We start from the raw sequence: 23,484 nt of genomic DNA on the forward strand, positions 1-23,484 counted from the left end.
TGGGGCGAATTATAGACTTCCAGTATCTGCCGTCAACCCTTAATTGCGCTTTTCTATCAATCACTTGCAGAAAGCTGGAAACGCCCGCTCCCATCTATAGAAAGAGCTAAACCAATCCTTCTATATAGAAGGACAGACAGACTGTTTTCAGCAGGACGCAACTGCGAATGATGAAGCGCGCTGTGAAGCGGTGTTGATCGCCGCAACCGCGGCTTTTTTTTGCCGAACGACCGGACTAGTCGCCGACAATTATTGCCCCCGGGTAAATGCAGAAGCTCCATTCAGATCGCTCGCTTGACACTGCTTCAGGGCCAGCCGGAAACGGCTCGGTGTATTTTGCAGCGTGCGCCCCGCTACGCTCGGGGCTCGATGCAATCCGCGGAAGCGGCGGAAGGGATTACTCAGCGTTGTCGATCGCAAATGTCGCGGCGAGTACTGGCTCGCTCAATGCGAGCAGTGTGGAAAGCTGAAGCAGCAACGATTCACCTGATCCTACCAGCCTGCCGGCGAACGACGGGCGAGGAATCCCTAGGTCCGATTTTCAAATTGAATCCACACCCATCGCTCGCAAGGCGCACGCATACAATGAATGTCGCGGCGATATCAGTCCGGGGCAGAAGTACCAGCTAATTTCTGGCTGCCGGGATGGAAGGAAGAGGAGGTGCCGGGCTTTCATGAAGTCCGTGCGTTGTCACCTGTACAAGAAAGCCGGAAGGATGGGCAGAAAATTGCGAGGCACGCGCGTGAGGACATGACCAAAAACTACTAGCGGGACCACGAGAAAATCGTCGACCCGAGGCGATTCCGGACCTGAATATCAGCGAAATCACCAGGTAGTTTTGCGCGGGTTTTGCGCAACCCTGAAACGAGTAAGGGGACCAAGCCGCTAAGTACTTGATCCCCGTAAATTATGGTCGGGACGGAGTGATTCGAACACTCGACCCCTAGCACCCCATGCTAGTGCGCTACCGGACTGCGCTACGCCCCGACTAGGCGTGAAACTCGCCCCTCTTCTCGAAGAGAGCTCAAGAATATATCGCAAGCTTTTGAAAACTGAAAGTATTTAAAAGCAGGAATTTATTTCTTGAGTACCACCAGAACATCCTCCAGTTCGGCGATCATCTGGCGAATCATTTGCTTGTATTGAGTGGTGTCGTCTTTGGCCTCATCACCGGACAATCGCAAGCGTGCGCCGCCGATGGTGAACCCTTGATCGTAAAGAAGCGCGCGGATCTGCCGGATCATCAGCACGTCTTGTCGCTGATAATACCGGCGGTTTCCGCGGCGTTTGACGGGGTTGAGTTGAGGAAACTCCTGCTCCCAGTAGCGCAGCACGTGCGGTTTTACCGCACACAGCTCGCTGACTTCACCAATGGTGAAGTAGCGTTTGCCTGGGATGACGGGTAGCTCGTCGTTATGACTTGGTTCCAGCATAAGCCTCAACTCGGGCCTTCAACTTCTGCCCTGGACGAAAGGTGACCACACGGCGAGCCGTGATCGGGATTTCTTCACCCGTTTTCGGATTGCGGCCAGGCCGCTGGCGTTTGTCCCGAAGGTCAAAATTGCCGAAACCGGACAATTTGACTTGTTCGTTGTCTTCAAGAGCGTGCCTGATTTCTTCAAAAAACAGTTCGACCAATTCCTTGGCTTCCCGTTTATTCAGGCCCAGCTCTTCATACAGACGTTCCGCCATCTCAGCTTTCGTCAGAGCCCCCATACGTCACTTCCTTAACGTGGCGTTCAACCTTTGTTCGAGCGAGGTGAGGATGTTTTGCGTCGTGGTATTCACCTCATCGTCATTAAGAGTGCGCGATGGATGCTGCCAGGTCAAGCCGACTGCAAGGCTTTTTCTATCAGGATCAATGCCTTTACCCTGATATACGTCAAATAGCCTGAGGTCTGTCAGCCATTCGCCTGCATTTTCACGGATTACGTCCAGTACGGCACTGGATGCAACTTCCTTGGCCGCAATCAGTGCCAAGTCACGACGCACTTCAGGAAAACGCGACAACTCCTGGAATTTAGGCATTTTACCCAATGCCACTTCAGCCAAAACCAGCTCGAAAACGAAGACCGGACGGTCGAGACCGAGGGTTTTCGACAATTCAGGGTGGATGGCACCGACGTAACCGACCAGACGACCTTCGCGCTCGATGCGTGCTGTTTGACCCGGGTGCAGCGCAGGATGTATGCCCGGTACAAAAGTGAACAAATCCAGTGCACCGGCAAAGCCCAACACCGCTTCCACATCAGCCTTGACGTCGAAGAAGTCCACGACATCGCGACCTTGTGCCCAGCCTTCCGGCAGGCGGCTACCGCAAACAACACCCGCCAGCATCGGCTCTTGCTTCAGGCCTTCCAGCTGACCAACGAAACGCAGGCCGCTTTCGAACAAACGAACACGATCCTGCTGACGGTTCAGGTTGTGCTGAAGCGCCTTGACCAGACCTGGCCACAAAGACGAGCGCATGGCGGCCATGTCGTTCGAAATCGGGTTGGCCAGCAACAGCGGTTCGACACCTGGATTAAACAGCTCAAACTGTTTCGGATCGATGAAGCTGTAGGTGATCGCTTCCTGATAGCCACGGGCTACCAGCAGACGGCGCAGCTCTGGCAGATCGCTACGCGCTTCTGCTTTGGCTTGCGGCGCCAGACGAGCTTGCGGGTAGCGAACCGGTAGACGGTTGTAACCGTACAGACGGGCCAGCTCTTCGATCAGATCAACTTCCAGGCTGATATCGAAGCGATGGCTTGGCACTTCAACGCGCCACTGCCCTGCCCCATCGGCAGAAATCTTCAGACCCAAGCCGCTGAGCAGTCGCTCAACTTCGGCCGAATCCATTTCCATGCCCAACATCTGAGTGATGCGTTGCGCACGCAGAGTAACCGGCGCAATCGACGGCAAATGCTGCTCGCTGACGGTTTCGATAATCGGGCCGGCTTCGCCGCCAGTGATTTCCAGCAGCAGGCCAGTGGCGCGCTCCATGGCTTCACGGGCCAGTTGCCAGTCCACGCCACGCTCGTAGCGGTGCGACGCGTCGGTGTGCAGGCCGTAGGAACGAGCCTTGCCAGCAACAGCAATCTGGTCGAAGAACGCACTTTCCAGGAATACGTCGCGAGTGGTCGTGGTGTTGACACCGCTGTGCTCACCGCCCATGACGCCCGCGATAGCCAAGGCGCGGGTGTGGTCGGCAATCACCAGCGTATCGCTACGCAGACTGACTTCCTGACCGTCGAGCAGCACCAGCTTCTCACCCTCTTCGGCCATACGCACGCGAATGCCGCCATTAATTTCGGCGAGATCGAACGCGTGCAGCGGTTGACCCAGTTCCAGCATCACGTAGTTGGTGATGTCGACGGCAGCGTCGATGCTGCGCACGTCGCCACGACGCAAGCGCTCGACCATCCACAACGGTGTCGGCTTGGACAGGTCGACGTTACGGATCACGCGACCGAGGTAACGCGGGCAAGCGGCGGGCGCCAGCACTTCAACCGAGCGCACTTCGTCATGCACGGCTGGAACGGTAGCAACGACCGGACGGGTGACTTCGGCGGCATACAGCGCGCCCACTTCACGAGCCAGACCGGCGAGGGACAGGCAGTCGCCGCGGTTCGGGGTCAGGTCGACCTCGATGCTGGCGTCGTCCAGGCTCAGGTACTCACGAATGTCTTGACCCACCGGCGCGTCGGCCGGCAATTCCATCAGGCCGTCATTGCCTTCGCCCACTTGCAGCTCGGCCTGAGAGCAAAGCATGCCGCTGGACTCAACGCCGCGCAGCTTGGCTTTCTTGATTTTGAAGTCGCCCGGCAGTTCGGCACCGATCATGGCGAACGGGATCTTCAGGCCCGGGCGCACGTTTGGTGCACCGCATACTACCTGGAAGGTCTCCGAGCCATTGCTGACCTGGCAAACGCGCAGCTTGTCGGCGTCCGGGTGCTGCTCGGTGCTCAGCACCTCGCCCACAACCACGCCATTGAATTCACCGGCGGCCAGCGTAACGCTATCGACCTCAAGACCGGCCATCGACAGACGAGCAACCAGCTCGTCGCGACTTACCTGCGGGCTTACCCAGCCACGCAGCCATTGTTCACTGAATTTCATCCTGCTCTCCTAAGAATTCGTTACGACTAGCGAAATTGCGCGAGGAACCGCAAGTCGTTGTCGAAGAACAGACGCAAGTCGTTCACGCCGTAACGCAGCATGGCCAGACGCTCGACGCCCATGCCGAAGGCAAAGCCCGAAAACTCTTCCGGGTCGATCCCGGACATGCGCAGCACGTTCGGGTGAACCATGCCGCAGCCCATCACTTCCAGCCAACCCGTCTGCTTGCAGACACGGCAGCCTTTACCGCTGCACATCACGCATTCCATGTCGACTTCAGCGGATGGCTCGGTGAACGGGAAGTAGGAAGGACGGAATCGCACGGCCAGTTCTTTTTCGAAGAACACGCGCAGAAACTCTTCGATGGTGCCTTTCAGGTCGGCGAAGTTGATGTCGCGATCGACCAGCAGGCCTTCGACCTGGTGGAACATCGGCGAGTGGGTGATATCGGAATCGCTACGGTACACACGGCCCGGGCAGACGATGCGGATCGGCGGCTGTTTCGATTCCATGGTGCGGACCTGTACCGGCGAGGTATGGGTGCGCAACAACATGTTGGCATTGAAATAGAAGGTGTCGTGCATCGACCGGGCCGGGTGATGGCCTGGGATGTTGAGCGCTTCGAAGTTGTGGTAGTCGTCTTCGACCTCAGGGCCTTCGGCGATGCCGTAGCCGATGTGGGTGAAGAACTGTTCGATACGTTCCAGAGTGCGGGTAACCGGATGCAGACCACCAGAGGTCTGGCCACGGCCAGGCAGGGTCACGTCAATGGACTCGGCGGAGAGTTTGGCGGCTAGATCAGCCTCTTCAAACAATGCCTTGCGCGCATTGAGAACCTCTGTGACACGCTCCTTGGCAACGTTGATCAAAGCACCGACTTGCGGACGCTCTTCTGCCGGCAAATTCCCCAGGGTCTTCATCACCTGAGTCAATTCGCCCTTTTTGCCAAGGTAGTGAACCCGGATTTGCTCCAGGGCATTGATATCTTCAGCGCTTTGCACAGCCTCTAGTGCTTGAGAGACGAGCGCATCCAGGTTTTCCATGTACAGACTCCAGATACAAAATAGGGGAAGAGCTTGAAGGCTCTTCCCCTATTTATGACGTTTAACACCTGGCCCCACAGAGGTGAGGCTGGGTGACTGTCGGGGGTACTTAAGCCAAGGTGGCTTTAGCTTTCTCGACAATCGCAGCAAACGCCGCTTTTTCGTTCACTGCCAGATCAGCCAGAACCTTACGGTCGATCTCGATGGACGCTTTTTTCAGGCCGGCGATGAAACGGCTGTAGGACAGACCGTTGATACGTGCACCAGCGTTGATACGAGCGATCCACAGAGCGCGGAACTGACGTTTTTTCTGACGACGGTCACGGTAGGCGTATTGGCCTGCCTTGATTACCGCTTGCTTGGCAACACGGAATACGCGCGAGCGAGCGCCGTAGTAGCCTTTAGCAAGTTTCAGAATTTTTTTGTGACGTTTACGGGCAATGACGCCACGCTTTACACGAGCCATGAGTTACTTCCTCTATTCTTGACTAAATTAACGAAGGCGCAGCATGCGCTCGACTTTTGCCACGTCACACGGTGCCAGCAAGCTGCTACCGCGCAGTTGACGCTTACGCTTGGTCGACATTTTAGTCAGGATGTGGCTCTTGAAAGCGTGCTTGTGCTTGATACCGTTAGCAGTTTTCAGAAACCGCTTAGCAGCACCACTTTTAGTTTTCATTTTTGGCATGTTCGGATACTCCGCATTCAGTTGATAAACATAATCAGAAGGCCTGCCGTGCCCTATTGATTATTTCTTCTTTTTCGGGGCGATGACCATGATCAGCTGGCGTCCTTCCATCTTAGGATGCTGTTCGACCGAACCGTACTCGAGCAAGTCACCTTCAACTCGCTTGAGGAGTTCCATCCCCAGCTCCTGGTGGGCCATCTCACGGCCGCGGAATCGCAAGGATACCTTGGCCCTGTCCCCATCACTCAGGAAACGTACCAGGTTGCGCAGTTTTACCTGGTAATCCCCTTCCTCCGTCCCTGGACGAAACTTGATTTCTTTAACCTGAATCTGCTTCTGGTTTTTCTTGGCCGCGGCAACCTGCTTCTTCTTTTCGAAGATCGATTTGCCGTAGTCCATCAGTTTGCAAACAGGGGGTACTGCATCGGCGGAAATTTCCACCAGATCCAGCTTGGCCTCTTCAGCCTTAAGAAGCGCGTCTTCAATTGACACAATCCCAAGCTGTTCACCTTCAGCCCCAATTAACCGAACCTCGCGTGCCGAGATATTCTCGTTGATCGGGGCTTTCGGTGCAGCTCGTTTATCTTGTCTCATTTCACGCTTAATAGTAATTACTCCGAATCTGGGCGACCACGCCGGGAAACCGCTTGCGCGAGAAACTCAGCGAACTGGGCGACGGGCATCGAGCCCAGGTCAGCACCTTCACGAGTACGCACAGCGACAGTCTGCATCTCGACTTCCCGATCTCCAATAACCAAGAGATAAGGAACCTTGAGCAAAGTATGCTCGCGGATTTTAAAGCCGATCTTTTCATTTCTCAAGTCAGACTTGGCACGAAATCCGCTTTCATTGAGAGTTTTTTCAACCTCAGCGGCAAAATCGGCCTGTTTATCTGTGATGTTCATGATTACTGCCTGGGTCGGAGCCAGCCACGCAGGGAATGCACCCTCGTAGTGCTCGATCAGGATTCCGACGAAACGTTCGAAGGAGCCGAGGATCGCCCGGTGCAACATCACCGGGTGCTTGCGACTGTTGTCTTCGGAGACGTATTCGGCTCCCAGACGGACAGGCAGGTTAAAATCGAGCTGCAGAGTACCACACTGCCAGACGCGGCCAAGGCAATCTTTCAGCGAGAACTCGATCTTCGGACCGTAGAAAGCACCCTCGCCCGGCTGCAGATCGTACGGCAGGCCAGCGCTATCAAGGGCTGCAGCCAATGCAGCTTCGGCGCGATCCCACAGCTCATCGGAACCGACACGCTTTTCCGGACGAGTGGACAACTTCATCTCGACGTCTTTAAAGCCGAAGTCGGCATAGACGTCCATGGTCAGCTTGATGAATGCAGCGGATTCGGCCTGCATCTGCTCTTCGGTGCAGAATATGTGGGCGTCGTCCTGAGTGAACGCACGTACACGCATGATGCCGTGCAGCGCACCCGATGGCTCATTACGGTGGCAGGCACCGAATTCGGCCAGACGCATCGGCAACTCACGGTAGCTTTTCAGGCCCTGATTGAACACTTGCACGTGGCAAGGGCAGTTCATCGGCTTGATGGCATAGTCGCGGTTTTCCGACTGAGTGGTGAACATGTTGTCGGCGTAGTTGGCCCAGTGCCCGGACTTCTCCCACAGACTGCGGTCAACGACCTGCGGAGTCTTGATCTCCAGATAGCCGTTGTCGCGCTGAACCTTGCGCATGTACTGCTCAAGCACTTGATACAGAGTCCAGCCGTTCGGGTGCCAGAACACCATGCCAGGCGACTCTTCCTGAGTATGGAACAGGCCCAGACGCTTGCCGATCTTGCGGTGATCGCGTTTTTCAGCTTCTTCGATGCGCTGGATGTATGCCGCCAACTGCTTTTTGTCGGCCCATGCAGTGCCATAAACGCGCTGCAATTGCTCGTTCTTGGCATCGCCACGCCAGTAGGCGCCCGACAACTTGGTCAGCTTGAAAGATTTCAGGAAGCGCGTGTTCGGCACGTGCGGACCGCGGCACATGTCGACGTATTCTTCGTGATAGTACAGACCCATGGCCTGTTCGTTCGGCATGTCCTCGACCAGGCGCAGCTTGTAGTCTTCGCCACGGGCCTTGAACACTTCGATCACTTCGGCGCGCGGAGTGACTTTCTTGATCACGTCGTAATCTTTTTCGATCAGCTGCTGCATACGCTGTTCGATGGCGGCCAGGTCGTCCGGAGTGAAAGGACGCTCGAAGGCGATGTCGTAATAGAAGCCTTCGTCGATGACCGGACCGATGACCATCTTCGCCGTAGGGTACAGTTGCTTGACCGCGTGACCCACCAAATGGGCGCAAGAGTGGCGAATGATCTCCAGCCCCTCTTCATCCTTTGGCGTAATGATTTGCAGCGTAGCGTCGCTGTCGATGATGTCGCTGGCGTCAACCAGCTTGCCATCGACCTTGCCGGCCACGGTGGCTTTGGCCAGACCTGCACCAATGGATGCGGCGACCTCGGCTACGGAAACCGGGTGATCGAATGAACGTTGACTGCCGTCGGGAAGAGTAATAGTTGGCATGGCGCCTCCTCTCCTAGTGGTGACCCCTACCAAAGGTCACGTGGGTTGGGATGAGCCAGTACAAGATCCGATCCAGGCCATTCAATGACGAACGCCTGCCTTACAGCGGCAGGAGCCTTGCGGCCAACCGGAAAACCGAACCAGAGTGACTGGGATTCAAAATCAGGGTTATTCGCACATTTGCCGCTACCGGGACTGAAGGTCATCCGGGGGCCGCAAACGCCCGAGCGAGGCATGCTAGCACAGATGAACGGTCGTCGATGCAACGAGGATTTGTACCGGGGCAAATCGGGCAATTTTATGCCAGAGTGCTGAACTTGAACCCCGCTTTACCGCTCAGATAACAAGACATTGACCCTCAAGGAGCATCCCAGCATGCGTCTGAATCGTTTGTTCGCAGTAATCGTCCCAATCGTTCTGCTGCTGCCACTGGCCGCCCATGCCGATTGGCCAAAAGGCGAGCGCGAGAAATACATGGCTCAGTGCACAGAAGCGGCCACTCCGCAGATCGGTGCTGCAGCAGCGAAGGCTCACTGCGCTTGCGGCGCCGATGCCATCAAATCGTACCCTGCCAAAGACATCCAGTCCCTGATGGACAACACCGCCACTGATGCCCTGAAACAAAAAGCACTGACTCAAATTGGCGCCTGCAAAGCCGATAACAAGGCGAAAAAATAAGCCCGACCGAGCGCTTTTTGAGCCTGCAACGACAGCAAAAAGCCTCTGAAAACTGCTTTTTTGTACAATTTATTCAGGTTTTACAGGTTTTTTTATTGTCTTTACTTTTGGCTGAAAGCCTTTTAAACCGGGGCTTGCAGCCAAACAAAGCAGCAAAGAGAGTGCGACTGCAGGGCAAACAGCACGTCCGGGGGGCTCCCAAAGCGAACATTTCGACTATGATACCCCGGTGTGCCCAGTTGGCCTGAGCAGCACAGCACTACTGAAAATATATGTTTCTTGGAGATACACCATGTCTAATCGCCAAACCGGCACCGTTAAATGGTTCAACGATGAAAAAGGCTTCGGCTTCATCACTCCTCAAGGTGGCGGTGACGACCTGTTCGTACACTTCAAAGCTATCGAAAGCGATGGTTTCAAAAGCCTGAAAGAAGGCCAAACCGTTTCCTTCGTGGCTGAGAAAGGCCAAAAGGGTATGCAAGCTGCACAAGTCCGCGCTGAGTAATTTTCAGCCGCACTAAAAAAACCCCGTCCATGTGACGGGGTTTTTTATGGGCGAAACAAAAGCCTGAGTGATCAGCCGCAGTTGACGCGGGTGACGACCCGACTGGCATCGGTGTTCAGGTTCAGGCGATCTGAGCGGTACTCCAGGGTCACCATGTCGGAAGGCAAGAGGAACCGTGCATTTTGTGCGCCTGCGCGAGTACGCGCCTGCTCCAGCAGTTCAGGCGAAGCCTTTTTGCCAATGGTGAATTCGGCAGCCTTGGCTTCACAACGGCTGTGACCCGTATCAGTCGTCGTGACAGGGTCTGTTGTCGACTCGGTGGAGGTAGTGCTACAACCGGCCAGCATGGCAACGGCCAACAAAGTACCCAATGACGCGAGCTTCCAAGGCATGAAGCCTCCTTTTTTCAATAGTTAAGCTGAGATCGTGCGACCGCCAATCTGGCGTTTCGTTTCACATGGAGTACTAGCACCCTGCCCTCGATCCGGAAAAGCGGGGAGTTTGCCTGAGTATTCCCTGCCGCTCATCTCGTAATCGTGACTGAATATGAACAGCGCTCAATAGACATCAATGTAGTCGAACGGTGGATTCGGCCAATTTTCCTTGAGCGCATTGAAAATCTGCATGACCCAGACCTCGTCACTGGCCGCGACCAATCCTACATAACCGGAACCCTTGGCCCACGTCTCCAGACGAAACAGCAGCCCGCTGATATCAGTGCCGCCCACAACACCTGATGAAATGTAGGCGATGCCACCCTTGGTCACCCGCAATTGAGTGTGCTCATCGTCGCTGGCGGAGGCCAGCAGCTGACGCACCGCCTCAAGGGTCAAGCCGTCGGGAGCGTTCAAATCGATCTGCACAGCACAGTCCTTGAAAATTCGTCAAAGACCAAGTGTCGCATAGCCCTCCCCTCATGCCTAAGTCGGAGTGTCAAAAGCCGCGCAAAATGGTTAACTCGATACTCAGACTTTCCCGACTTCACGAGCGCCATCATGACCACCGTAAGCATCGACGCCGACATAAAAGCCAAGTGGCCTCAGGGCCAAAGCTCTTACAGCCCGGGCAGCCCTGAAGAGTTGGCAATCATTGGCATCGATCTATTGGTCAAGGAGTTGGGGACTGAAGCTGCACGATCCTTTATCGCGCAGGTGTTCGAGAAGTACCCGGTCGACTACAAAGGCGCAGAACATAATGAGAGAGAGTAAAACCCGCAGTCTGTCACCTGCAGGTGTATGGCTTACTTCAGACGAGCCAGACGCTCGGCCAGCAGGTCAAAGAAGCCCTGGGCGTCACCACTTTCAACCCAGAAGGCATTCTTCGGCGCTTTAAGGCCGTCATACCAGTCGACGATGGTTTGGCCGAACGTCGGGCCTTCGCGGCTATCAACGACCACATTGACCGAACGACCAGTGAATAGCTCAGGCTTGAGCAGGTAGGCGACGACGGTTGCGTCATGCACCGGACCACCCGGAATACCGTAGTGCTCCATGTCGCCTTTGACGTATTCGTTGAGAATATCGCCTACCAACTTGCTGGCATTGTTGTTGATTGCCGCGATCTGCTTCAGGCGCGCTTCGCTGGTGAGGATCTTGTGGGTCACGTCCAGCGGCAGATAAGTCAGCTTCACGCCACTTTTCAGAACCACTTCCGCAGCCTGCGGGTCAGCGAACAGGTTGAACTCGGCCACCGGAGTGATGTTGCCACCATTGAAGTGCGCACCGCCCATGATCACCACTTCCTTGATGCCCTTAACAATTTCAGGCTCCTGGATCAGCGCCAGGGCCAGATTGGTCTGCGGACCCAGCATGGCAATGGTGATGCTATGGGGCTTGGCGGCTTTCAAGGTATCGATCAGGTAATTGACCGCACTGCCTTCGGCCAGGCCTTTCTTTGGCTCATGTACGGTGACGCCCGACAGGCCTTCCTTGCCGTGGATGTTCTCGGCATAAATCGGCGTACGCATCAGCGGCTTCGGTGCGCCCGCGTAGACCGGCACCTCCTCGCGCCCCGCCCATTCGCGGGCCAGCCGCGCGTTACGCGAAGTCTTGTCCAGACGCACATTGCCGGCGACGGTGGTCAGCGCACGAATGTTCAGCTCTTCCGGCGACGCCAGGGCAAACAGCAAAGCGACCACATCGTCGGCTCCCGGGTCAGTGTCGATGATCAAGTCGATTTTTTCCGCCGCCTGGGCGCTTGTTGCGGTAATCAGAGACAAAAGCAGCAAACTCCGGAGCAGGTGGTGCAGTTTCTGAGCATAGCGGTGCATAGCGCACTCCTTGTGCGTGGGACAGCAGAAGACAACAGTGAGTTAGAACGTTACCCCCGCCACCAGCACGATGTTGCAATACGGCTGACATTCGCCTGTACGAACAATCGCCCGTGCCTGTCGGCTGAGGACTTTGAATTGGTCATGACTGAGCAGCTCACGCCGACCTAGTGCACCTTCGGCATTCAGCTCATCGAGCGTCGCCAACGCCGAAGGTTTCTTGTCCAGGATCTCCTGGGCCAGCACATGGCTCTCGACCTGCATTTCGCTGAGCACAACCTTCAACGTGCTGACGAAATCCGGGATGCCATGGGTCAGGGCCAAGTCGATCAGCTCAACGCCTGGTGGCACCGGCAGACCTGCGTCGCCGATCACCACTATGTCGCCATGGCCCAGGGATGCGATCAGCCGCGACAGCGCGACGTTGAGCAAAGGTGTCTTTTTCATGGTGCTTTAAAGGCCTGTACATCGGACAAGGTGGGGATCGAGGGTTGCGCGCCAGCACGGGTCACCGACAACGCTGCGGCGACTTGGCCGAAACGGATTGCTTGGGCTTCGCTTTTGCCGGCCGCCAGTGCCGCGGCGAAACCACCGACGAAAGTGTCACCAGCCGCCGTGGTATCGACAGCTTTCACCTTCGGCGCAGGGAAATGCTCGAGGCTTTTGCCGTCGGCAAACAGCGAACCCTGAGCCCCCAGGGTGATGATGACCTTGCCGGCGCCCATGGCGATCAACCGGCTCGCAGCGGTTTCGGCAGATGCCAGAGAATCCACTGGCAAACCGCTCAGGGCCGAGGCCTCGCTTTCGTTGGGAATCAGGTAATCGATGGACGCGTACCAGTCCGCCGGCAGCGGGCGGCTGGCCGGTGCCGGATTGAGAATCACGGTCTTACCCAATTCACGGCCGCGCTTGAGCGCATGACCGACAGTGGCATCCGGCACTTCCAGCTGACAGATGATCACGTCCGCCGCCTGCAATACTGCATCGAAACGGTCGATCACCGCAGGCGTCAGCGCGCCATTGGCACCGGCAACGATCACGATTGCGTTCTGGCTGTTGTCATCGACCACGATCAACGCTACGCCGCTGGAATCGTCGACGGTGCTGACCGCCTGGCAATCAATCTGTTCTACCAACAGCGCCCCGCGCAGTTCTTCGCCGTAGGCATCGCTGCCCACGCAACCGACCATCGATACCTGTGCCCCCAGCCTCGCCGCGGCAACCGCCTGATTCGCGCCCTTGCCACCGGAAACCGTGGTAAACGACTCGCCGATCAGCGTCTCACCGCCACGGGGCAGCCGTGGCGCCCGGGTGACCAGGTCCATGTTCAGGCTGCCTATAACCACTACTTTTGCTGGCATACATCACTACTCATCAATTCTGTTTCGGCGGTGCTTTTGATTTAGCGGCTTTCCATTTCAACGGAACTGGGCGAATACGCCGGCCAGCGGCGCAGTCGACTCCCGCAGGACAATACTGGGCGTCACGATCCGTTGATCGGTGGCCATATCCGGTGTGGCGATTCTTCTTAAAAGCACTTCGGCTGCCATCTCACCGAGTTGCAGAATCGACTGCCCCACGGTGGTCAGCGCCGGGTACACATAGCGGCTCATCTGAATATCGTCGAAGCCGATCACCGACAGCTCCGTCGGCACACGAATATTGCGCTCGGCCGCCGCTCGCAGCACACCGATGCCAATCATGTCGTTACCGGCGAAGATCGCGCTCGGCGGGTTCTTTTCCAGCAGGATCGCGGCGGCGTTGTAACCGCCGGTGCTGGTGAAGTCGCTTTCAAGCATGCGCTCGCGGGGCACTTCGACACCCGCCTCTTTCAGGGCACGGCAATAACCGGCCAGTCGCATCTGCGCCACACTGGTACTTGCCGGCCCACCAATGGTGGCGATGTCCCGATGCCCCAACTCCAGAAGGTGGCGGGTCGCCAGATACGCGCCGTATTCGTGATCGATGCGCACCAGATCGGCATTTACACCTTCCAGTCCACGGTCAACGATCACCATCGGTGTACGCACGCCTGCCAGGCCTTCTGCCAACCCTGCATCACCGCCGGCCGAAGCGACGATCAGCCCGTCGATGCGTTTTTCCAGCAGTACGCGCAGGTAGCTGCGTTGCTTGTCCGGGTTGTCGTCAGAATTACAGAGGATCACGCAGTAGCCGTTACGCTCGCAGTAATCCTCAATGCCTCGCGCCAATTCGGCGAAGTACGGGTTGAGGCTGTTGGGCACCAGCAGACCGATGGTCGCCGTGGTTTTGGCCTTGAGGGACCGGGCCACGGCACTGGGCACGTAGTCGAGGGTTTTGATCGCGGCCTCGACCTTGACCCGTACCTCTTCACTGACCGGCCGGGTTTTGTTCACCACGTGGGAAACCGTGGTGTAGGAAATTCCCGCGAGCGCTGCCACATCCTTGATCGTTGCCATGACTCAGGTCCGCCGGCTTGCGCGCTGACTGCGATAAGTATCAAGCACCACCGCCACCACGATCACCGCGCCGGTGATGATGCGTTTGGTGGGTTCAGTCGCGCCGATCTGCGCCAGACCGGCCGCCAACACGGAAATGATCAGAACCCCGAAGAACGTGCTGATGACCGAACCGCGACCACCCATCAAACTGGTACCGCCGATCACTACCGCGGCGATCACTTGCAGTTCCAGCCCGGAGCCGGCATTCGGATCCGCCGCTTCCAGACGGGAAATCTGGAACAGCGCGGCAACACCCGCCAGCAGCCCCATCAGACTGAACACCAGGATTTTGTAGGGCTTTGGATTGATCCCTGCCAGACGCACCGCCTCTTCGTTGGTACCAATGCCGATCAGGTAACGACCGAACACGGTACGCGTCAGCACCGCCTGCGCAATGAAGATGATCAGCAAGGCAATGATGAACGACGGCGAGATGCCAAAGGCGATCGGGTTGGACAACCAGGCAAAGGCGTCGCCGATATAGGCCGTGCGCGATCCGGTCATCTGATACGCCACGCCCCGGGCCATTTCCAGTACGCCGAGGGACACGATGAACGACGGAATCCGCCACGCCACGGTGATCGACCCGGTGATCGTCCCGGCCAGTGCCGCCGCCGCCATTCCGAGCAGCGCCGCAGGCAGTACACTCCAGCCCCAACCGAGAATGGCCACGCTGACCGTTGACGCCGCGAGCGCGAGCACCGAACCCACCGACAAGTCGATGCCGCCAATGATCAACACGAACGTCATGCCGACCGCCAGCACCATCAAGTCCGGAATCTGGTTGGCCAGGGTGCTGAAAGTGTCGTATGACAGGAAATGGCTGCTCAGAACCGAGAACAGCGCAACCATTGCCAGCAAGGCACCGGCCAGACCCAGATAGGTGCCGAAGCCGTAAAAGTTGCCACTACGTTTGCCGGCAGACACTGCAGTATTCATGTGAGATCCCTAGGCGCTGCTTCATTGAGCAACGCATCACGTTTTTGGTAGCCGGCGAACGCCGCGGCAAGCAAATCATCCTGGGTCCAGCTATCGCGCTCAAAGGTGTCGATCAGACGCCCCGCCGAGAGCACGCCGATCCGGTCGCAGATCAACATCAGTTCACGCAGGTCGCTGGACACCACCACCAGCGCTTTGCCTTGACGGGTCAACTCGCCGAGCAAGGCATAGATGTCAAACTTGGCGCCGACGTCGATGCCACGCGTGGGCTCGTCGAACAACAACACTGAACAATCGCGCTCCAGCCAACGGCCAATCACGACTTTCTGCTGGTTGCCGCCGGAGAGTTCCGAAACCAGTTGTGTCGGGCTAGAGCTGCGGATGCGCATGGCGTCGATCTGACGCTGGGCCAGGGCCATCTCGTCACCGTTGTTGACGAAGCCACCGCTGGAAATCACCGGCATGTTGCCCAAGGCAATATTGGCGCTGATCGATTGAGTCAGCAGCAAGCCTTCGCCCTTGCGGTCTTCGGTGATCAGGGCGATGCCATGACCGACCGCGTCAGCCGGTGACCGGATACTGACAACCTGCGCTGGCGAACCGAGCGAAACGGTGCCGCTGTCTGCGATGTCAGCACCGAAAATCAGCCGCAGCAACTCGGTGCGCCCTGCCCCGATCAAACCGGAGATCCCGTAGATCTCGCCGACGCGTACTTCGAAAGATACGTCGCGAACCTTGTCGGAACGGGTCAGCCCCTTGACCGTCAAGGCTGGAGCACCAATCTTGCGCGGACCCATGTCGATGTGTTCGCCGAGTTCACGACCGACCATCAGCGTAACCAGTTGCTCACTGTTGTAATTGGCCATCGGCTCGACGCAAACCAGGTTGCCATCGCGCAGGACCGCAATACGCTGGGCAACCCGCGCCAGTTCTTCGAGACGGTGCGAGATATAGATGATCGACACGCCGCGAGCTTGCAGACGAGTGATTTGCTCGAACAACATCTCGACTTCACGATTCGTCAACATCGCAGTCGGTTCGTCGAGGATCAGCACGTGGCAATCGCCGATCAGGTTGCGGGCGATCTCCACCATTTGCTGGTGACCAATGCCCAATTCGCCCACCAGCGTGTCCGGGTCAATCGCGTCGAGGCCGACCTGGGCCATGGCTTCGATCGCAGCCTTGCGCAATTGCTTGCGACTGATCCAGCCGCCGTTGCTGGGCAGGTTATCGAGAAACAGGTTTTCCGCCACCGACAGGGTCGGCAACAGATTGAGTTCTTGCATCACCATTCGGATGCCCAGGTCTTCGGCCTGCGTGCGGCTGCCGGGGCGGTATTCCTGACCCTGGAATTGCATCTGGCCGGTGGTCGGTGTGACCAACCCGCCGATGATTTTCGACAAGGTGCTTTTGCCAGCGCCGTTTTCGCCGGTCAGCGCCAGCACTTCACCGCGCATCAGCGTCAGGTCGATGCCGGTCAGGACGGGTTGGGCGTAGGTCTTACCGATACCGCTGACCGAGAGGACAGCGTTCGGGGCGGAAACTGACATAAAACTCTCCATGTGCTCGCCCGGACGGGCGAGCACCGTTGTGTCACCAGAAGGACTACTGGGTGACCAGCTCTACCGGAGTTTCGATGACGCTATTGGCGCCGCTGTCGACTTTCTCACCTTTGATGATCTTCAGCGCAGTCTCGATGCCAAACACGGCTTGCCGGGCTGCAAACTGGTCAGCGGTGGCCAGGACACGGCCATCCTTGAGCATCGGCTTGATGGCGTTGATGTTGTCGTAACCGACCACTTGCACCTTGCCAGCCTTGCCCGCGGCGCGAACAGCGGAAACAGCGCCGACGGCCATGCTGTCGTTGCCGGCCAGCAGGGCTTTAACTTGCGGGTACTCGCTGAGGATCGAGGCAGCAACCTTGTTGCCCTTGTCGATTTCCCAATCGCCGGACTGTAAGGACACAACCTTGATCTGGGCTGCTTCCATCGCATCCTTGAAACCTGCGGTGCGCTGCTGGGCGTTGGTGGTGGTGGACACGCCTTCGATGATGCCGACTTCGTCACCGGCCTTCAGTTGCTTGGCCAGGTACTCGCCCACCAGACGCGCGCCTTTGCGGTTGTCCGGGCCTACGAACGGTACGGTGATGTTCTTGCTTTTGACCACAGCCGGGTCCAGCTGGTTGTCGATGTTGATCACGGTGATACCGGCATCGATGGCTTTCTTGATCACTGGAACCATGGCCTTGGAGTCAGCCGGTGCGATGACCAGCGCATTGACCTTGGCCAGAATCATTTGCTCGACGATGCGCGTCTGGCCAGCCGTGTCGGTTTCGTCTTTGATGCCGTTGGAGATCAGCTCGAAATCGCCGGAGTGGTCTTTCTGATAGGCCTTGGCGCCGTCTTCCATGGTCAGGAAGAATTCGTTGGCCAGGGATTTCATGACCAGCGCGACTTTTGGTTTTTCAGGGGTCTCGGCGAAGGCCGAAGAGACAGGCAACGCAGCGGATGCGGCAGCCAGCATAGCGACAGCGAGAAGACGTCCAGCGAATGGCAGCTTCATGGGTTCACTCCGATCTTATGATTATTGTGAGCAACGCTTGCGCTGGCATAGGCTACAAAGCACTCCCCGATGAATAACTACCGAGAGCACCGCGCAAACGTTTGCGTAGAGCGAACTATGCGAACCCTGCCTACATTTGTCAACGACCAGAAAAGCCGTTTTGCCGGGGCAACCCGCAAAAGCAGGGTATCCATGTCATGCCGTCGTGTTAACCACCGATCCAGCACCGGAGCCCTTGGCGATTTCCTTGTACAGGCTGTTGGCCGTTTCCAGAATTGCAGCTGTGGTATCGGCCATTTGTCCCTGAATCGCCATCACGACTGTGGTCTTGGCTTCAGGCGTCGGGTAAGACGCTGCTTGGGCTGCTGCCAATTGTTGCTGCTGTTGACGCAGTTGCTCTTGCAGCTCTTTCAGACGCTGCAGCAAAACCTTTTCCGCGACAGAGGCATTGTCGGCGCCATTCGTTTCAGTCGATTCCGCACTTTTGCCCAGGCCCACAGCACCGGTTCTGACTTGCTTGCTGTCGCTTTCCTTCGTACCCAACGCTTGATTCGCGGCATCGGCCGCCTCATCGCTTAACGCTCGAATCGTAGCGGCGGACTTACCGCCGATGGTAACGCCTACGGCATTTGGGATACCAACAGATAACGACATGTCAACTCCTGAAAAAGAAAGGTCCTTTAAAGGGGCATCGACCTGCGCGCGGGTTTCTTTAGCACTAATTCACAATCTGGCAAGGCGGTTTGCTCTACAGAGGTCGTAGTCCTTTTCGGAGAGCCGAACACAAATGCTTAACACGTTCGGAAAGCCGGACATCCGACTGTGTAACCACTTCACCACCTCACAAAAATTCTTATAAAAATCAACATGTTAAAAATTCTTCTCATTCAAAGTACGACTGGTACAGATCCTGCTCTTCTCCTGCACCCCAAGCGTTCAGATCAGCCTGGGGCGTATCTAGATGAACCTGCATCAGCACCGTCTCACTACTAGAGAGAAAAATAATGACATCTGCTTTCAAGACCTTCGTTCCGGGCGCCTTGGCCCTCTTGCTGCTCCTGCCCACCGCCCTTCAGGCAAAAGAAGTCGAAACCCAACAGAAACTGGCGAACGTGGTGATCCTGGCCACCGGTGGCACCATTGCCGGCGCGGGCGCCAGCGCGGCTAACAGCGCTACCTATCAAGCGGCAAAAGTCGGCATCGAACAATTGATTGCCGGGGTCCCGGAACTCAGCCAATTGGCTAACGTTCGTGGCGAACAGGTCATGCAGATCGCGTCCGAAAGCATCACCAACGACAACCTGCTGCAACTGGGTCGTCGCGTGGCTGAGCTGGCCGACAGCAACGACGTCGACGGCATCGTCATCACCCACGGCACCGACACCCTGGAAGAAACCGCCTACTTCCTGAACCTGGTGGAAAAAACTGACAAGCCAATCATCGTGGTCGGCTCCATGCGCCCGGGCACCGCGATGTCGGCCGACGGCATGCTGAACCTGTATAACGCTGTGGCCATGGCCAGCAGCAAAGATGCACGCGGCAAAGGCGTACTGGTGACCATGAACGATGAAATCCAGTCGGGTCGCGATGTCAGCAAAATGATCAACATCAAGACCGAGGCGTTCAAAAGTGCCTGGGGCCCACTCGGCATGGTGGTCGAGGGCAAATCCTACTGGTTCCGTCTGCCTGCCAAGCGCCATACCATGGACTCGGAATTCGACATCAAAACCATCAAGAGCCTGCCTGACGTCGAAATCGCCTATTCCTACGGCAATGTCAGCGACACCGCCTACAAAGCGCTGGCTCAATCCGGCGCCAAAGCCATCATTCACGCCGGTACCGGCAATGGGTCAGTCTCGTCCCGTGTAGTCCCAGCGCTGCAAGCCCTGCGCAAGGACGGCGTGCAAATCATTCGTTCGTCCCACGTCAACGCCGGCGGTTTCGTACTGCGTAACGCCGAACAGCCTGACGACAAGTACGACTGGGTTGTGGCGCATGACCTGAACCCGCAAAAAGCCCGCATCCTGGCCATGGTCGCACTGACCAAGACCAACGACAGCAAAGAGCTGCAACGGATGTTCTGGGAATACTGATTCTCCCTCGCCTGACCGGTTCCGGTCGGGCACCGTTTTCACCACTCGCCAACCCAGGCGAGTGGCTCACGTCTCCTTCCGATAATCCGATAAAAATTTTCTCATCGTCCTACACCAAACGGAAAAAACCGCTGTCAGAGGATTTTCTTGAATTTTAAGCAGTTGCGAAAATGCCTACAGTTAAATACTGTATGCACGTACAGCTTAATAAGGATAATTCCGTGGCCAACACCTCTGCCTCTCCTGACTCCTATGAACGCATGGGCATGCGCGTTCAGAAAATCATCAATTCCCCCACCGCACAAAAAGCCAAAGCCGCATTGATCTTCCGTCTACCGGACGAACCCGTGGACGAGTGGGAGCAATTGCTCGAAGAAATCGACGAGAACGACAACGTCACCCTCGCCTATCGCGACGATGGCGGCGTGCAGATTTTCTGGGTTGTGCCGAAGGAAGATTGAGTCAATGAGTGTTCGCTGGTTTGCTTTGCTATTTCTCTTTATCACTCTCGGCGCCCAGGCTGGAGCGCCGCGTACCTTCAACGAAGCCAAGAAAGTTGCCTGGAAGCTCTACGCACCGCAATCCACGGAGTTCTATTGCGGGTGCAAATACACCGGCAACAAGGTCAACCTCGCAGCCTGCGGTTATGTACCGCGTAAAAACGCCAAGCGCGCTTCCCGCATCGAGTGGGAGCACATTGTTCCGGCCTGGCAGATCGGCCATCAGCGTCAATGCTGGCAAGAAGGTGGGCGCAAGAACTGCACGCGTTACGATCCGACCTATCAGAAGGCCGAAGCTGACCTGCACAACCTGGTGCCGAGCATTGGTGAGGTGAATGGTGATCGCAGCAACTTCAGCTTCGGCTGGTTGCCGGTGCAGTCGGGCCAATACGGTTCGTGCCTGACCCAGGTCGACTTCAAGGCGAAGAAGGTCATGCCCCGCCCGTCCATACGCGGCATGATCGCCCGGACGTATTTCTATATGAGCAAGCAGTACGGTTTGCGCCTGTCGAAACAGGATCGACAACTGTACGAAGCCTGGAACAAAACCTATCCGGTAGAGGCTTGGGAACGTCAGCGTAACCAGAGCGTGGCGTGCGTCATGGGACGTGGCAACGAGTTTGTCGGCCCGGTCGATATGAAAGCCTGCGGGTAAGCGTTCGCTGAAAACACAAAGGCCTCGGGTTTAATGCCCGAGGCCTTTGTTCGTTTCTAACCGCCCACTTTTTTGCAGCGCCAGTAACGCCTTGGCGATCCCTGGAAAAGACTGTTACTGGGCCACTGGACGTTCGACAACCAGCAATTCGATGTTTTGTTTCTTCGCCCGGACGAGCGCCGCGCGCACTGCTGCCTGTTTGGCCTCGGCCTCGGCTTTGGAACTGAATGGCCCGACCAGAATCCGGGTTTTTCCATTTTCCCTGACGACATTAGAAACGAAACTGTGCTCAATCAGCCAGCCGCTAAGGTCGCTGACCGCCTGAGTAGTTTCGCCTCGAACTTCGAGATCCCATTGTGGCGCGGATGCCACCGAAGGTGCAGCCGCAGCTGCCGGCTGCGGCTTTTGCGCGTCAACGCTCTTGCCCTCACCGCATCCCGCCAGTGCCAATACCGCGATTACCCAGACCATTTTGCGCACAACGTTTCCCTCAGAATGCTTAAAGCGGCGATTTTACCATTCATGAATACTTCCCGAGTGCCACAAAATGGGCTCAAAACAACGAGAATGATGGTTGCGGCCTCTGTATAGTTACACCTTGGGAATTAATGCAGCATCTGCACGTCAGAAAGAGGCACCCAAACCGTGAGACTTCACACTAATCTATACATACCACCGACCCCTGCACTGTCCGAATCAGGTGCCCTACAAAGCAATCAAGGAGAAGACCATGCTGATACTCACCCGCAAAGTCGGTGAAAGCATAAACATTGGTGATGACATTACGATCACCATTCTTGGCGTTAGCGGCCAGCAAGTCAGGATTGGCATCAACGCCCCGAAAGACGTTGCGGTGCATCGCGAAGAAATTTATCAGCGCATTCAGGCTGGCCTCACCGCTCCAGACAAACCACAGACCCCCTGAATCCTGTTGCAGTCAGTAGCCAGCCCGTTCGTTACAGCGCAATGGCTGGCTAAAGATTCATGCGCGGCATTTTGCTGAGCACCTCGCCTCCTCCCCCCATTACGTGAAGCCGATGCTACCGGCTTCGGCCACGCCGTGGCTGTCAGATTATTCGCTTTAACTCCGACGAATCACGCCGTTATTAGCCGAAGGTCACACCGCGCGCCATGCCGGTGGCCACAACCACCATCAACATCAACAACAGCGCTTCGATATGGCTAATGCGTGCAAACAGCTTGGCTCGGCCCTGGTCAATCGAAGCGCCCCTGCCCAAGGCGATCCGCCACTTGATCAAGGTGATCATTGGTGCCACTTCAAGCAGCAGAATGATCACGAATAGCGTCATCTTCAGATGGAACAACGGCTGATGAAGGTAATAGTCGGTGCCTTTTTCGTACCCACCGAAGGCCCGCAACAAACCTGTGATCAGCAAAATACCCGCACAGATGCCCCATACGTTATCGGCAACCAGCACGCTGCGAACCTGCGCCGTACCGACGACCAGGCGGCTTAACGCCGCCCCTCGGGTGAGCACCGCCCAGAGGCCCAAGGCAACAGCCAAGAGGTGGATCGCCGCAAGAAACCAGTGAGACAGCATAGGGATGCTCCTGACAGGGAAAAGGAAATGGGCTGTGAGTAGTAGTCCAAAAACTGGAAATCTGCCTACCAGGCACCCACGGGCTGAGGGCGATTTTTTCGAAGCATGACTGGCTGCTCAGGCGGCAACCGATGAGGCCGCACGCCTGGTCATTGAGTTTAGGCGAGCACGGCAAACGCCCTGATGCCCCGATGGATCCCTATCGAGGCCGTGACATGACTGGCGAACAGCCAGCTATCCCCCTATCATGCCGCCCACTGGCCCTTGCGCAAGGAGCCAGAGGATAATCATTCAAAAGGGAATAGACGTGAAAGAGTTCGTAATTGGTGTAAACAACGTAGTTCTGTACGTCGCACTGGCCGTTATCTGGATCGCCGCAGTGGTCATGATCTTCGTTCAGGGCTTCTGGTCCGGGGCAGGCGTTTTCATTACCGGCACCCTGACGTGGTGCATCATCTCCGGCTTCTGGTTTGTACAGTCGGCGACTTATGAAGAACTGAAGAAGTTGAACGCCAAGTAAGATTGGTTTTGTAGGGGCAAATCCAGGTTGGACCTACCACGCAGGTCCGACGTTGTTGAGATGAACCACGCCAGTAGTGATTCACGCTCTTCATGCAACATTTGTAACGAGGGGGCAATCCCCTCGTTACAGTGCCTGGCGACTACCCAGGCTTGTGGTTATCCAGTACGCGATTGACCGCTAACTCACCCATCATGATCACCTGTTGCAGCACCAGCATCGTCTTGCGCTGCGGGCCTTCCAGTCGGGTGGATCAGCAAAGTATTGCTCGGCCGGTTTTCCACGAGTGCCTTGCGCGCAGCTCTACGCCAGGCCATCACTCAAGTGAGCCCTTCGGTTATGCGCTCACGACTA

General features: G+C 56.7%; 28 protein-coding genes, 1 tRNA gene and 1 pseudogene. 8 read left to right on the plus strand and 22 right to left on the minus strand.

Going from position 1 to position 23,484, the window contains the following annotated elements; all coding sequences use genetic code 11:
• Positions 1 to 911 precede the first annotated feature (911 nt).
• The 9 genes from ACYZTU_RS18750 to thrS all read right to left on the minus strand — a co-directional run bounded on the left by ACYZTU_RS18750 (position 912) and on the right by thrS (position 8,367).
• Positions 912 to 988, minus strand: a tRNA-Pro gene (locus ACYZTU_RS18750).
• An 89-nt stretch (positions 989 to 1,077) separates the two neighbouring features.
• Positions 1,078 to 1,434 (minus strand): MerR family transcriptional regulator, encoded by a 357-nt coding sequence (locus tag ACYZTU_RS18755; RefSeq protein ID WP_003179985.1) that lies wholly within the window; start codon positions 1,432 to 1,434, stop codon positions 1,078 to 1,080.
• A complete protein-coding gene (gene ihfA / locus ACYZTU_RS18760) occupies positions 1,415 to 1,717 on the minus strand; it encodes an integration host factor subunit alpha (RefSeq protein WP_002553164.1) in 303 nt (100 codons plus the stop codon). Before ihfA ends, ACYZTU_RS18755 begins: the two co-directional genes overlap by 20 nt.
• 3 nt (positions 1,718 to 1,720) lie before the next feature.
• Positions 1,721 to 4,102 carry a phenylalanine--tRNA ligase subunit beta gene (pheT, locus tag ACYZTU_RS18765; RefSeq protein ID WP_461964679.1) on the minus strand — a complete coding sequence of 794 codons (2,382 nt, stop codon included), beginning with the start codon at positions 4,100 to 4,102 and terminating at the stop codon, positions 1,721 to 1,723.
• A gap of 26 nt (positions 4,103 to 4,128) precedes the next feature.
• On the minus strand, positions 4,129 to 5,145 hold the full coding sequence (pheS, locus tag ACYZTU_RS18770) for a phenylalanine--tRNA ligase subunit alpha (protein ID WP_007905876.1): 1,017 nt from the start codon (positions 5,143 to 5,145) through the stop codon (positions 4,129 to 4,131).
• A gap of 109 nt (positions 5,146 to 5,254) precedes the next feature.
• A complete protein-coding gene (gene rplT, locus ACYZTU_RS18775; RefSeq protein WP_007905879.1) occupies positions 5,255 to 5,611 on the minus strand; it encodes a 50S ribosomal protein L20 in 357 nt (118 codons plus the stop codon).
• Positions 5,612 to 5,638: 27 nt separating this feature from the next.
• On the minus strand, positions 5,639 to 5,833 hold the full coding sequence (rpmI, locus tag ACYZTU_RS18780) for a 50S ribosomal protein L35 (protein ID WP_008145659.1): 195 nt from the start codon (positions 5,831 to 5,833) through the stop codon (positions 5,639 to 5,641).
• 60 nt (positions 5,834 to 5,893) lie between these two features.
• Positions 5,894 to 6,445, minus strand: coding sequence for a translation initiation factor IF-3 (infC, locus tag ACYZTU_RS18785; protein WP_176469887.1), 552 nt, complete (start codon positions 6,443 to 6,445; stop codon positions 5,894 to 5,896).
• The gene (gene thrS, locus ACYZTU_RS18790) at positions 6,445 to 8,367 is read right to left on the minus strand and encodes a threonine--tRNA ligase (protein WP_461964680.1); all 1,923 of its coding nucleotides are present in this window, start codon (positions 8,365 to 8,367) and stop codon (positions 6,445 to 6,447) included. The genes infC and thrS overlap by 1 nt, the downstream gene beginning before the upstream one ends.
• A gap of 375 nt (positions 8,368 to 8,742) precedes the next feature.
• Here thrS and ACYZTU_RS18795 point away from each other — a divergent pair, with 375 nt between their 5' ends.
• The gene (locus ACYZTU_RS18795; protein WP_461964681.1) at positions 8,743 to 9,045 is read left to right on the plus strand and encodes a hypothetical protein; all 303 of its coding nucleotides are present in this window, start codon (positions 8,743 to 8,745) and stop codon (positions 9,043 to 9,045) included.
• A 292-nt stretch (positions 9,046 to 9,337) separates the two neighbouring features.
• Positions 9,338 to 9,550 (plus strand): cold-shock protein, encoded by a 213-nt coding sequence (locus ACYZTU_RS18800; RefSeq protein WP_007905882.1) that lies wholly within the window; start codon positions 9,338 to 9,340, stop codon positions 9,548 to 9,550.
• Positions 9,551 to 9,621: 71 nt separating this feature from the next.
• Here the strand turns inward: ACYZTU_RS18800 and ACYZTU_RS18805 are convergent, their stop codons facing one another.
• Entirely contained in the window at positions 9,622 to 9,942 is a 321-nt protein-coding gene (locus tag ACYZTU_RS18805) for an I78 family peptidase inhibitor (RefSeq protein ID WP_461964682.1), read from the minus strand.
• A gap of 165 nt (positions 9,943 to 10,107) precedes the next feature.
• Complete coding sequence (locus ACYZTU_RS18810; protein WP_461964683.1) at positions 10,108 to 10,413, minus strand: hypothetical protein; 306 nt, start codon at positions 10,411 to 10,413, stop codon at positions 10,108 to 10,110.
• 132 nt (positions 10,414 to 10,545) lie between these two features.
• Here ACYZTU_RS18810 and ACYZTU_RS18815 point away from each other — a divergent pair, with 132 nt between their 5' ends.
• Entirely contained in the window at positions 10,546 to 10,758 is a 213-nt protein-coding gene (locus ACYZTU_RS18815; protein ID WP_461964684.1) for a hypothetical protein, read from the plus strand.
• A gap of 32 nt (positions 10,759 to 10,790) precedes the next feature.
• On the opposite strand, the gene ACYZTU_RS18820 is transcribed toward ACYZTU_RS18815, so the two are convergent.
• The 8 genes from ACYZTU_RS18820 to ACYZTU_RS18855 all read right to left on the minus strand — a co-directional run bounded on the left by ACYZTU_RS18820 (position 10,791) and on the right by ACYZTU_RS18855 (position 18,454).
• Positions 10,791 to 11,819: a nucleoside hydrolase gene (locus ACYZTU_RS18820; protein ID WP_461964685.1), complete on the minus strand. Its 1,029-nt coding sequence runs from the start codon at positions 11,817 to 11,819 to the stop codon at positions 10,791 to 10,793.
• A gap of 42 nt (positions 11,820 to 11,861) precedes the next feature.
• Entirely contained in the window at positions 11,862 to 12,266 is a 405-nt protein-coding gene (gene rbsD / locus ACYZTU_RS18825) for a D-ribose pyranase (RefSeq protein ID WP_076030448.1), read from the minus strand.
• Positions 12,263 to 13,180 carry a ribokinase gene (gene rbsK, locus ACYZTU_RS18830; protein WP_461964686.1) on the minus strand — a complete coding sequence of 306 codons (918 nt, stop codon included), beginning with the start codon at positions 13,178 to 13,180 and terminating at the stop codon, positions 12,263 to 12,265. The genes rbsD and rbsK overlap by 4 nt, the downstream gene beginning before the upstream one ends.
• A 57-nt stretch (positions 13,181 to 13,237) precedes the next feature.
• Positions 13,238 to 14,257 (minus strand): LacI family DNA-binding transcriptional regulator, encoded by a 1,020-nt coding sequence (locus ACYZTU_RS18835; protein ID WP_461964687.1) that lies wholly within the window; start codon positions 14,255 to 14,257, stop codon positions 13,238 to 13,240.
• A gap of 3 nt (positions 14,258 to 14,260) precedes the next feature.
• Positions 14,261 to 15,238, minus strand: coding sequence for an ABC transporter permease (locus ACYZTU_RS18840; protein ID WP_461964688.1), 978 nt, complete (start codon positions 15,236 to 15,238; stop codon positions 14,261 to 14,263).
• Positions 15,235 to 16,788 (minus strand): sugar ABC transporter ATP-binding protein, encoded by a 1,554-nt coding sequence (locus ACYZTU_RS18845; RefSeq protein WP_461964689.1) that lies wholly within the window; start codon positions 16,786 to 16,788, stop codon positions 15,235 to 15,237. Before ACYZTU_RS18845 ends, ACYZTU_RS18840 begins: the two co-directional genes overlap by 4 nt.
• Positions 16,789 to 16,843: 55 nt before the next feature.
• A complete protein-coding gene (locus ACYZTU_RS18850) occupies positions 16,844 to 17,800 on the minus strand; it encodes a substrate-binding domain-containing protein (RefSeq protein ID WP_461964690.1) in 957 nt (318 codons plus the stop codon).
• A gap of 195 nt (positions 17,801 to 17,995) precedes the next feature.
• A complete protein-coding gene (locus ACYZTU_RS18855; RefSeq protein ID WP_461964691.1) occupies positions 17,996 to 18,454 on the minus strand; it encodes a hypothetical protein in 459 nt (152 codons plus the stop codon).
• Between the two features lie 350 nt (positions 18,455 to 18,804).
• Here ACYZTU_RS18855 and ACYZTU_RS18860 point away from each other — a divergent pair, with 350 nt between their 5' ends.
• The 3 genes from ACYZTU_RS18860 (at position 18,805) to ACYZTU_RS18870 (ending at position 21,048) form a co-directional block, all read left to right on the plus strand.
• Entirely contained in the window at positions 18,805 to 19,893 is a 1,089-nt protein-coding gene (locus ACYZTU_RS18860; RefSeq protein WP_461964692.1) for an asparaginase, read from the plus strand.
• 170 nt (positions 19,894 to 20,063) lie between these two features.
• Positions 20,064 to 20,354 carry a DUF1654 domain-containing protein gene (locus ACYZTU_RS18865; protein WP_123365550.1) on the plus strand — a complete coding sequence of 97 codons (291 nt, stop codon included), beginning with the start codon at positions 20,064 to 20,066 and terminating at the stop codon, positions 20,352 to 20,354.
• Between the two features lie 4 nt (positions 20,355 to 20,358).
• Positions 20,359 to 21,048, plus strand: a complete 690-nt coding sequence (locus tag ACYZTU_RS18870; RefSeq protein WP_150658867.1) for an endonuclease — start codon at positions 20,359 to 20,361, stop codon at positions 21,046 to 21,048.
• Positions 21,049 to 21,162: 114 nt separating this feature from the next.
• Here the strand turns inward: ACYZTU_RS18870 and ACYZTU_RS18875 are convergent, their stop codons facing one another.
• The gene (locus ACYZTU_RS18875; RefSeq protein WP_461964693.1) at positions 21,163 to 21,528 is read right to left on the minus strand and encodes an SPOR domain-containing protein; all 366 of its coding nucleotides are present in this window, start codon (positions 21,526 to 21,528) and stop codon (positions 21,163 to 21,165) included.
• Between the two features lie 250 nt (positions 21,529 to 21,778).
• Here ACYZTU_RS18875 and csrA point away from each other — a divergent pair, with 250 nt between their 5' ends.
• Positions 21,779 to 21,973, plus strand: coding sequence for a carbon storage regulator CsrA (gene csrA / locus ACYZTU_RS18880; protein WP_007938114.1), 195 nt, complete (start codon positions 21,779 to 21,781; stop codon positions 21,971 to 21,973).
• 181 nt (positions 21,974 to 22,154) lie between these two features.
• Here csrA and ACYZTU_RS18885 read toward each other — a convergent pair whose 3' ends face one another.
• Positions 22,155 to 22,610, minus strand: a complete 456-nt coding sequence (locus tag ACYZTU_RS18885) for a DUF2214 family protein (protein WP_461964694.1) — start codon at positions 22,608 to 22,610, stop codon at positions 22,155 to 22,157.
• A 307-nt stretch (positions 22,611 to 22,917) separates the two neighbouring features.
• On the opposite strand from ACYZTU_RS18885, the gene ACYZTU_RS18890 reads away from it, so the two are divergent.
• Entirely contained in the window at positions 22,918 to 23,130 is a 213-nt protein-coding gene (locus tag ACYZTU_RS18890) for a hypothetical protein (protein ID WP_111452633.1), read from the plus strand.
• A gap of 142 nt (positions 23,131 to 23,272) precedes the next feature.
• Here ACYZTU_RS18890 and ACYZTU_RS18895 read toward each other — a convergent pair.
• Positions 23,273 to 23,371 (minus strand): annotated as a pseudogene (locus tag ACYZTU_RS18895) (DUF6124 family protein); the annotation flags it as partial.
• Between the last annotated feature and the right edge of the window lie 113 nt (positions 23,372 to 23,484).

Source organism: Pseudomonas sp. HLT2-19-2 (genome assembly GCF_054898005.1).

Excerpts from the sequence above, each read along its gene's own strand:
- ACYZTU_RS18755 (WP_003179985.1), bottom strand. The coding sequence starts at position 1,434 with ATGCTGGAACCAAGTCATAACGACGAGCTACCCGTCATCCCAGGCAAA.
- ihfA (WP_002553164.1), bottom strand. The coding sequence starts at position 1,717 with ATGGGGGCTCTGACGAAAGCTGAGATGGCGGAACGTCTGTATGAAGAG.
- pheT (WP_461964679.1), bottom strand. The coding sequence starts at position 4,102 with ATGAAATTCAGTGAACAATGGCTGCGTGGCTGGGTAAGCCCGCAGGTA.
- pheS (WP_007905876.1), bottom strand. The coding sequence starts at position 5,145 with ATGGAAAACCTGGATGCGCTCGTCTCTCAAGCACTAGAGGCTGTGCAA.
- rplT (WP_007905879.1), bottom strand. The coding sequence starts at position 5,611 with ATGGCTCGTGTAAAGCGTGGCGTCATTGCCCGTAAACGTCACAAAAAA.
- rpmI (WP_008145659.1), bottom strand. The coding sequence starts at position 5,833 with ATGCCAAAAATGAAAACTAAAAGTGGTGCTGCTAAGCGGTTTCTGAAA.
- thrS (WP_461964680.1), bottom strand. The coding sequence starts at position 8,367 with ATGCCAACTATTACTCTTCCCGACGGCAGTCAACGTTCATTCGATCAC.
- ACYZTU_RS18795 (WP_461964681.1), top strand. The coding sequence starts at position 8,743 with ATGCGTCTGAATCGTTTGTTCGCAGTAATCGTCCCAATCGTTCTGCTG.
- ACYZTU_RS18800 (WP_007905882.1), top strand. The coding sequence starts at position 9,338 with ATGTCTAATCGCCAAACCGGCACCGTTAAATGGTTCAACGATGAAAAA.
- ACYZTU_RS18805 (WP_461964682.1), bottom strand. The coding sequence starts at position 9,942 with ATGCCTTGGAAGCTCGCGTCATTGGGTACTTTGTTGGCCGTTGCCATG.
- ACYZTU_RS18815 (WP_461964684.1), top strand. The coding sequence starts at position 10,546 with ATGACCACCGTAAGCATCGACGCCGACATAAAAGCCAAGTGGCCTCAG.
- ACYZTU_RS18820 (WP_461964685.1), bottom strand. The coding sequence starts at position 11,819 with ATGCACCGCTATGCTCAGAAACTGCACCACCTGCTCCGGAGTTTGCTG.
- rbsD (WP_076030448.1), bottom strand. The coding sequence starts at position 12,266 with ATGAAAAAGACACCTTTGCTCAACGTCGCGCTGTCGCGGCTGATCGCA.
- rbsK (WP_461964686.1), bottom strand. The coding sequence starts at position 13,180 with ATGCCAGCAAAAGTAGTGGTTATAGGCAGCCTGAACATGGACCTGGTC.
- ACYZTU_RS18835 (WP_461964687.1), bottom strand. The coding sequence starts at position 14,257 with ATGGCAACGATCAAGGATGTGGCAGCGCTCGCGGGAATTTCCTACACC.
- ACYZTU_RS18840 (WP_461964688.1), bottom strand. The coding sequence starts at position 15,238 with ATGAATACTGCAGTGTCTGCCGGCAAACGTAGTGGCAACTTTTACGGC.
- ACYZTU_RS18845 (WP_461964689.1), bottom strand. The coding sequence starts at position 16,788 with ATGTCAGTTTCCGCCCCGAACGCTGTCCTCTCGGTCAGCGGTATCGGT.
- ACYZTU_RS18850 (WP_461964690.1), bottom strand. The coding sequence starts at position 17,800 with ATGAAGCTGCCATTCGCTGGACGTCTTCTCGCTGTCGCTATGCTGGCT.
- ACYZTU_RS18855 (WP_461964691.1), bottom strand. The coding sequence starts at position 18,454 with ATGTCGTTATCTGTTGGTATCCCAAATGCCGTAGGCGTTACCATCGGC.
- ACYZTU_RS18860 (WP_461964692.1), top strand. The coding sequence starts at position 18,805 with ATGACATCTGCTTTCAAGACCTTCGTTCCGGGCGCCTTGGCCCTCTTG.
- ACYZTU_RS18865 (WP_123365550.1), top strand. The coding sequence starts at position 20,064 with ATGCCTACAGTTAAATACTGTATGCACGTACAGCTTAATAAGGATAAT.
- ACYZTU_RS18870 (WP_150658867.1), top strand. The coding sequence starts at position 20,359 with ATGAGTGTTCGCTGGTTTGCTTTGCTATTTCTCTTTATCACTCTCGGC.
- csrA (WP_007938114.1), top strand. The coding sequence starts at position 21,779 with ATGCTGATACTCACCCGCAAAGTCGGTGAAAGCATAAACATTGGTGAT.
- ACYZTU_RS18885 (WP_461964694.1), bottom strand. The coding sequence starts at position 22,610 with ATGCTGTCTCACTGGTTTCTTGCGGCGATCCACCTCTTGGCTGTTGCC.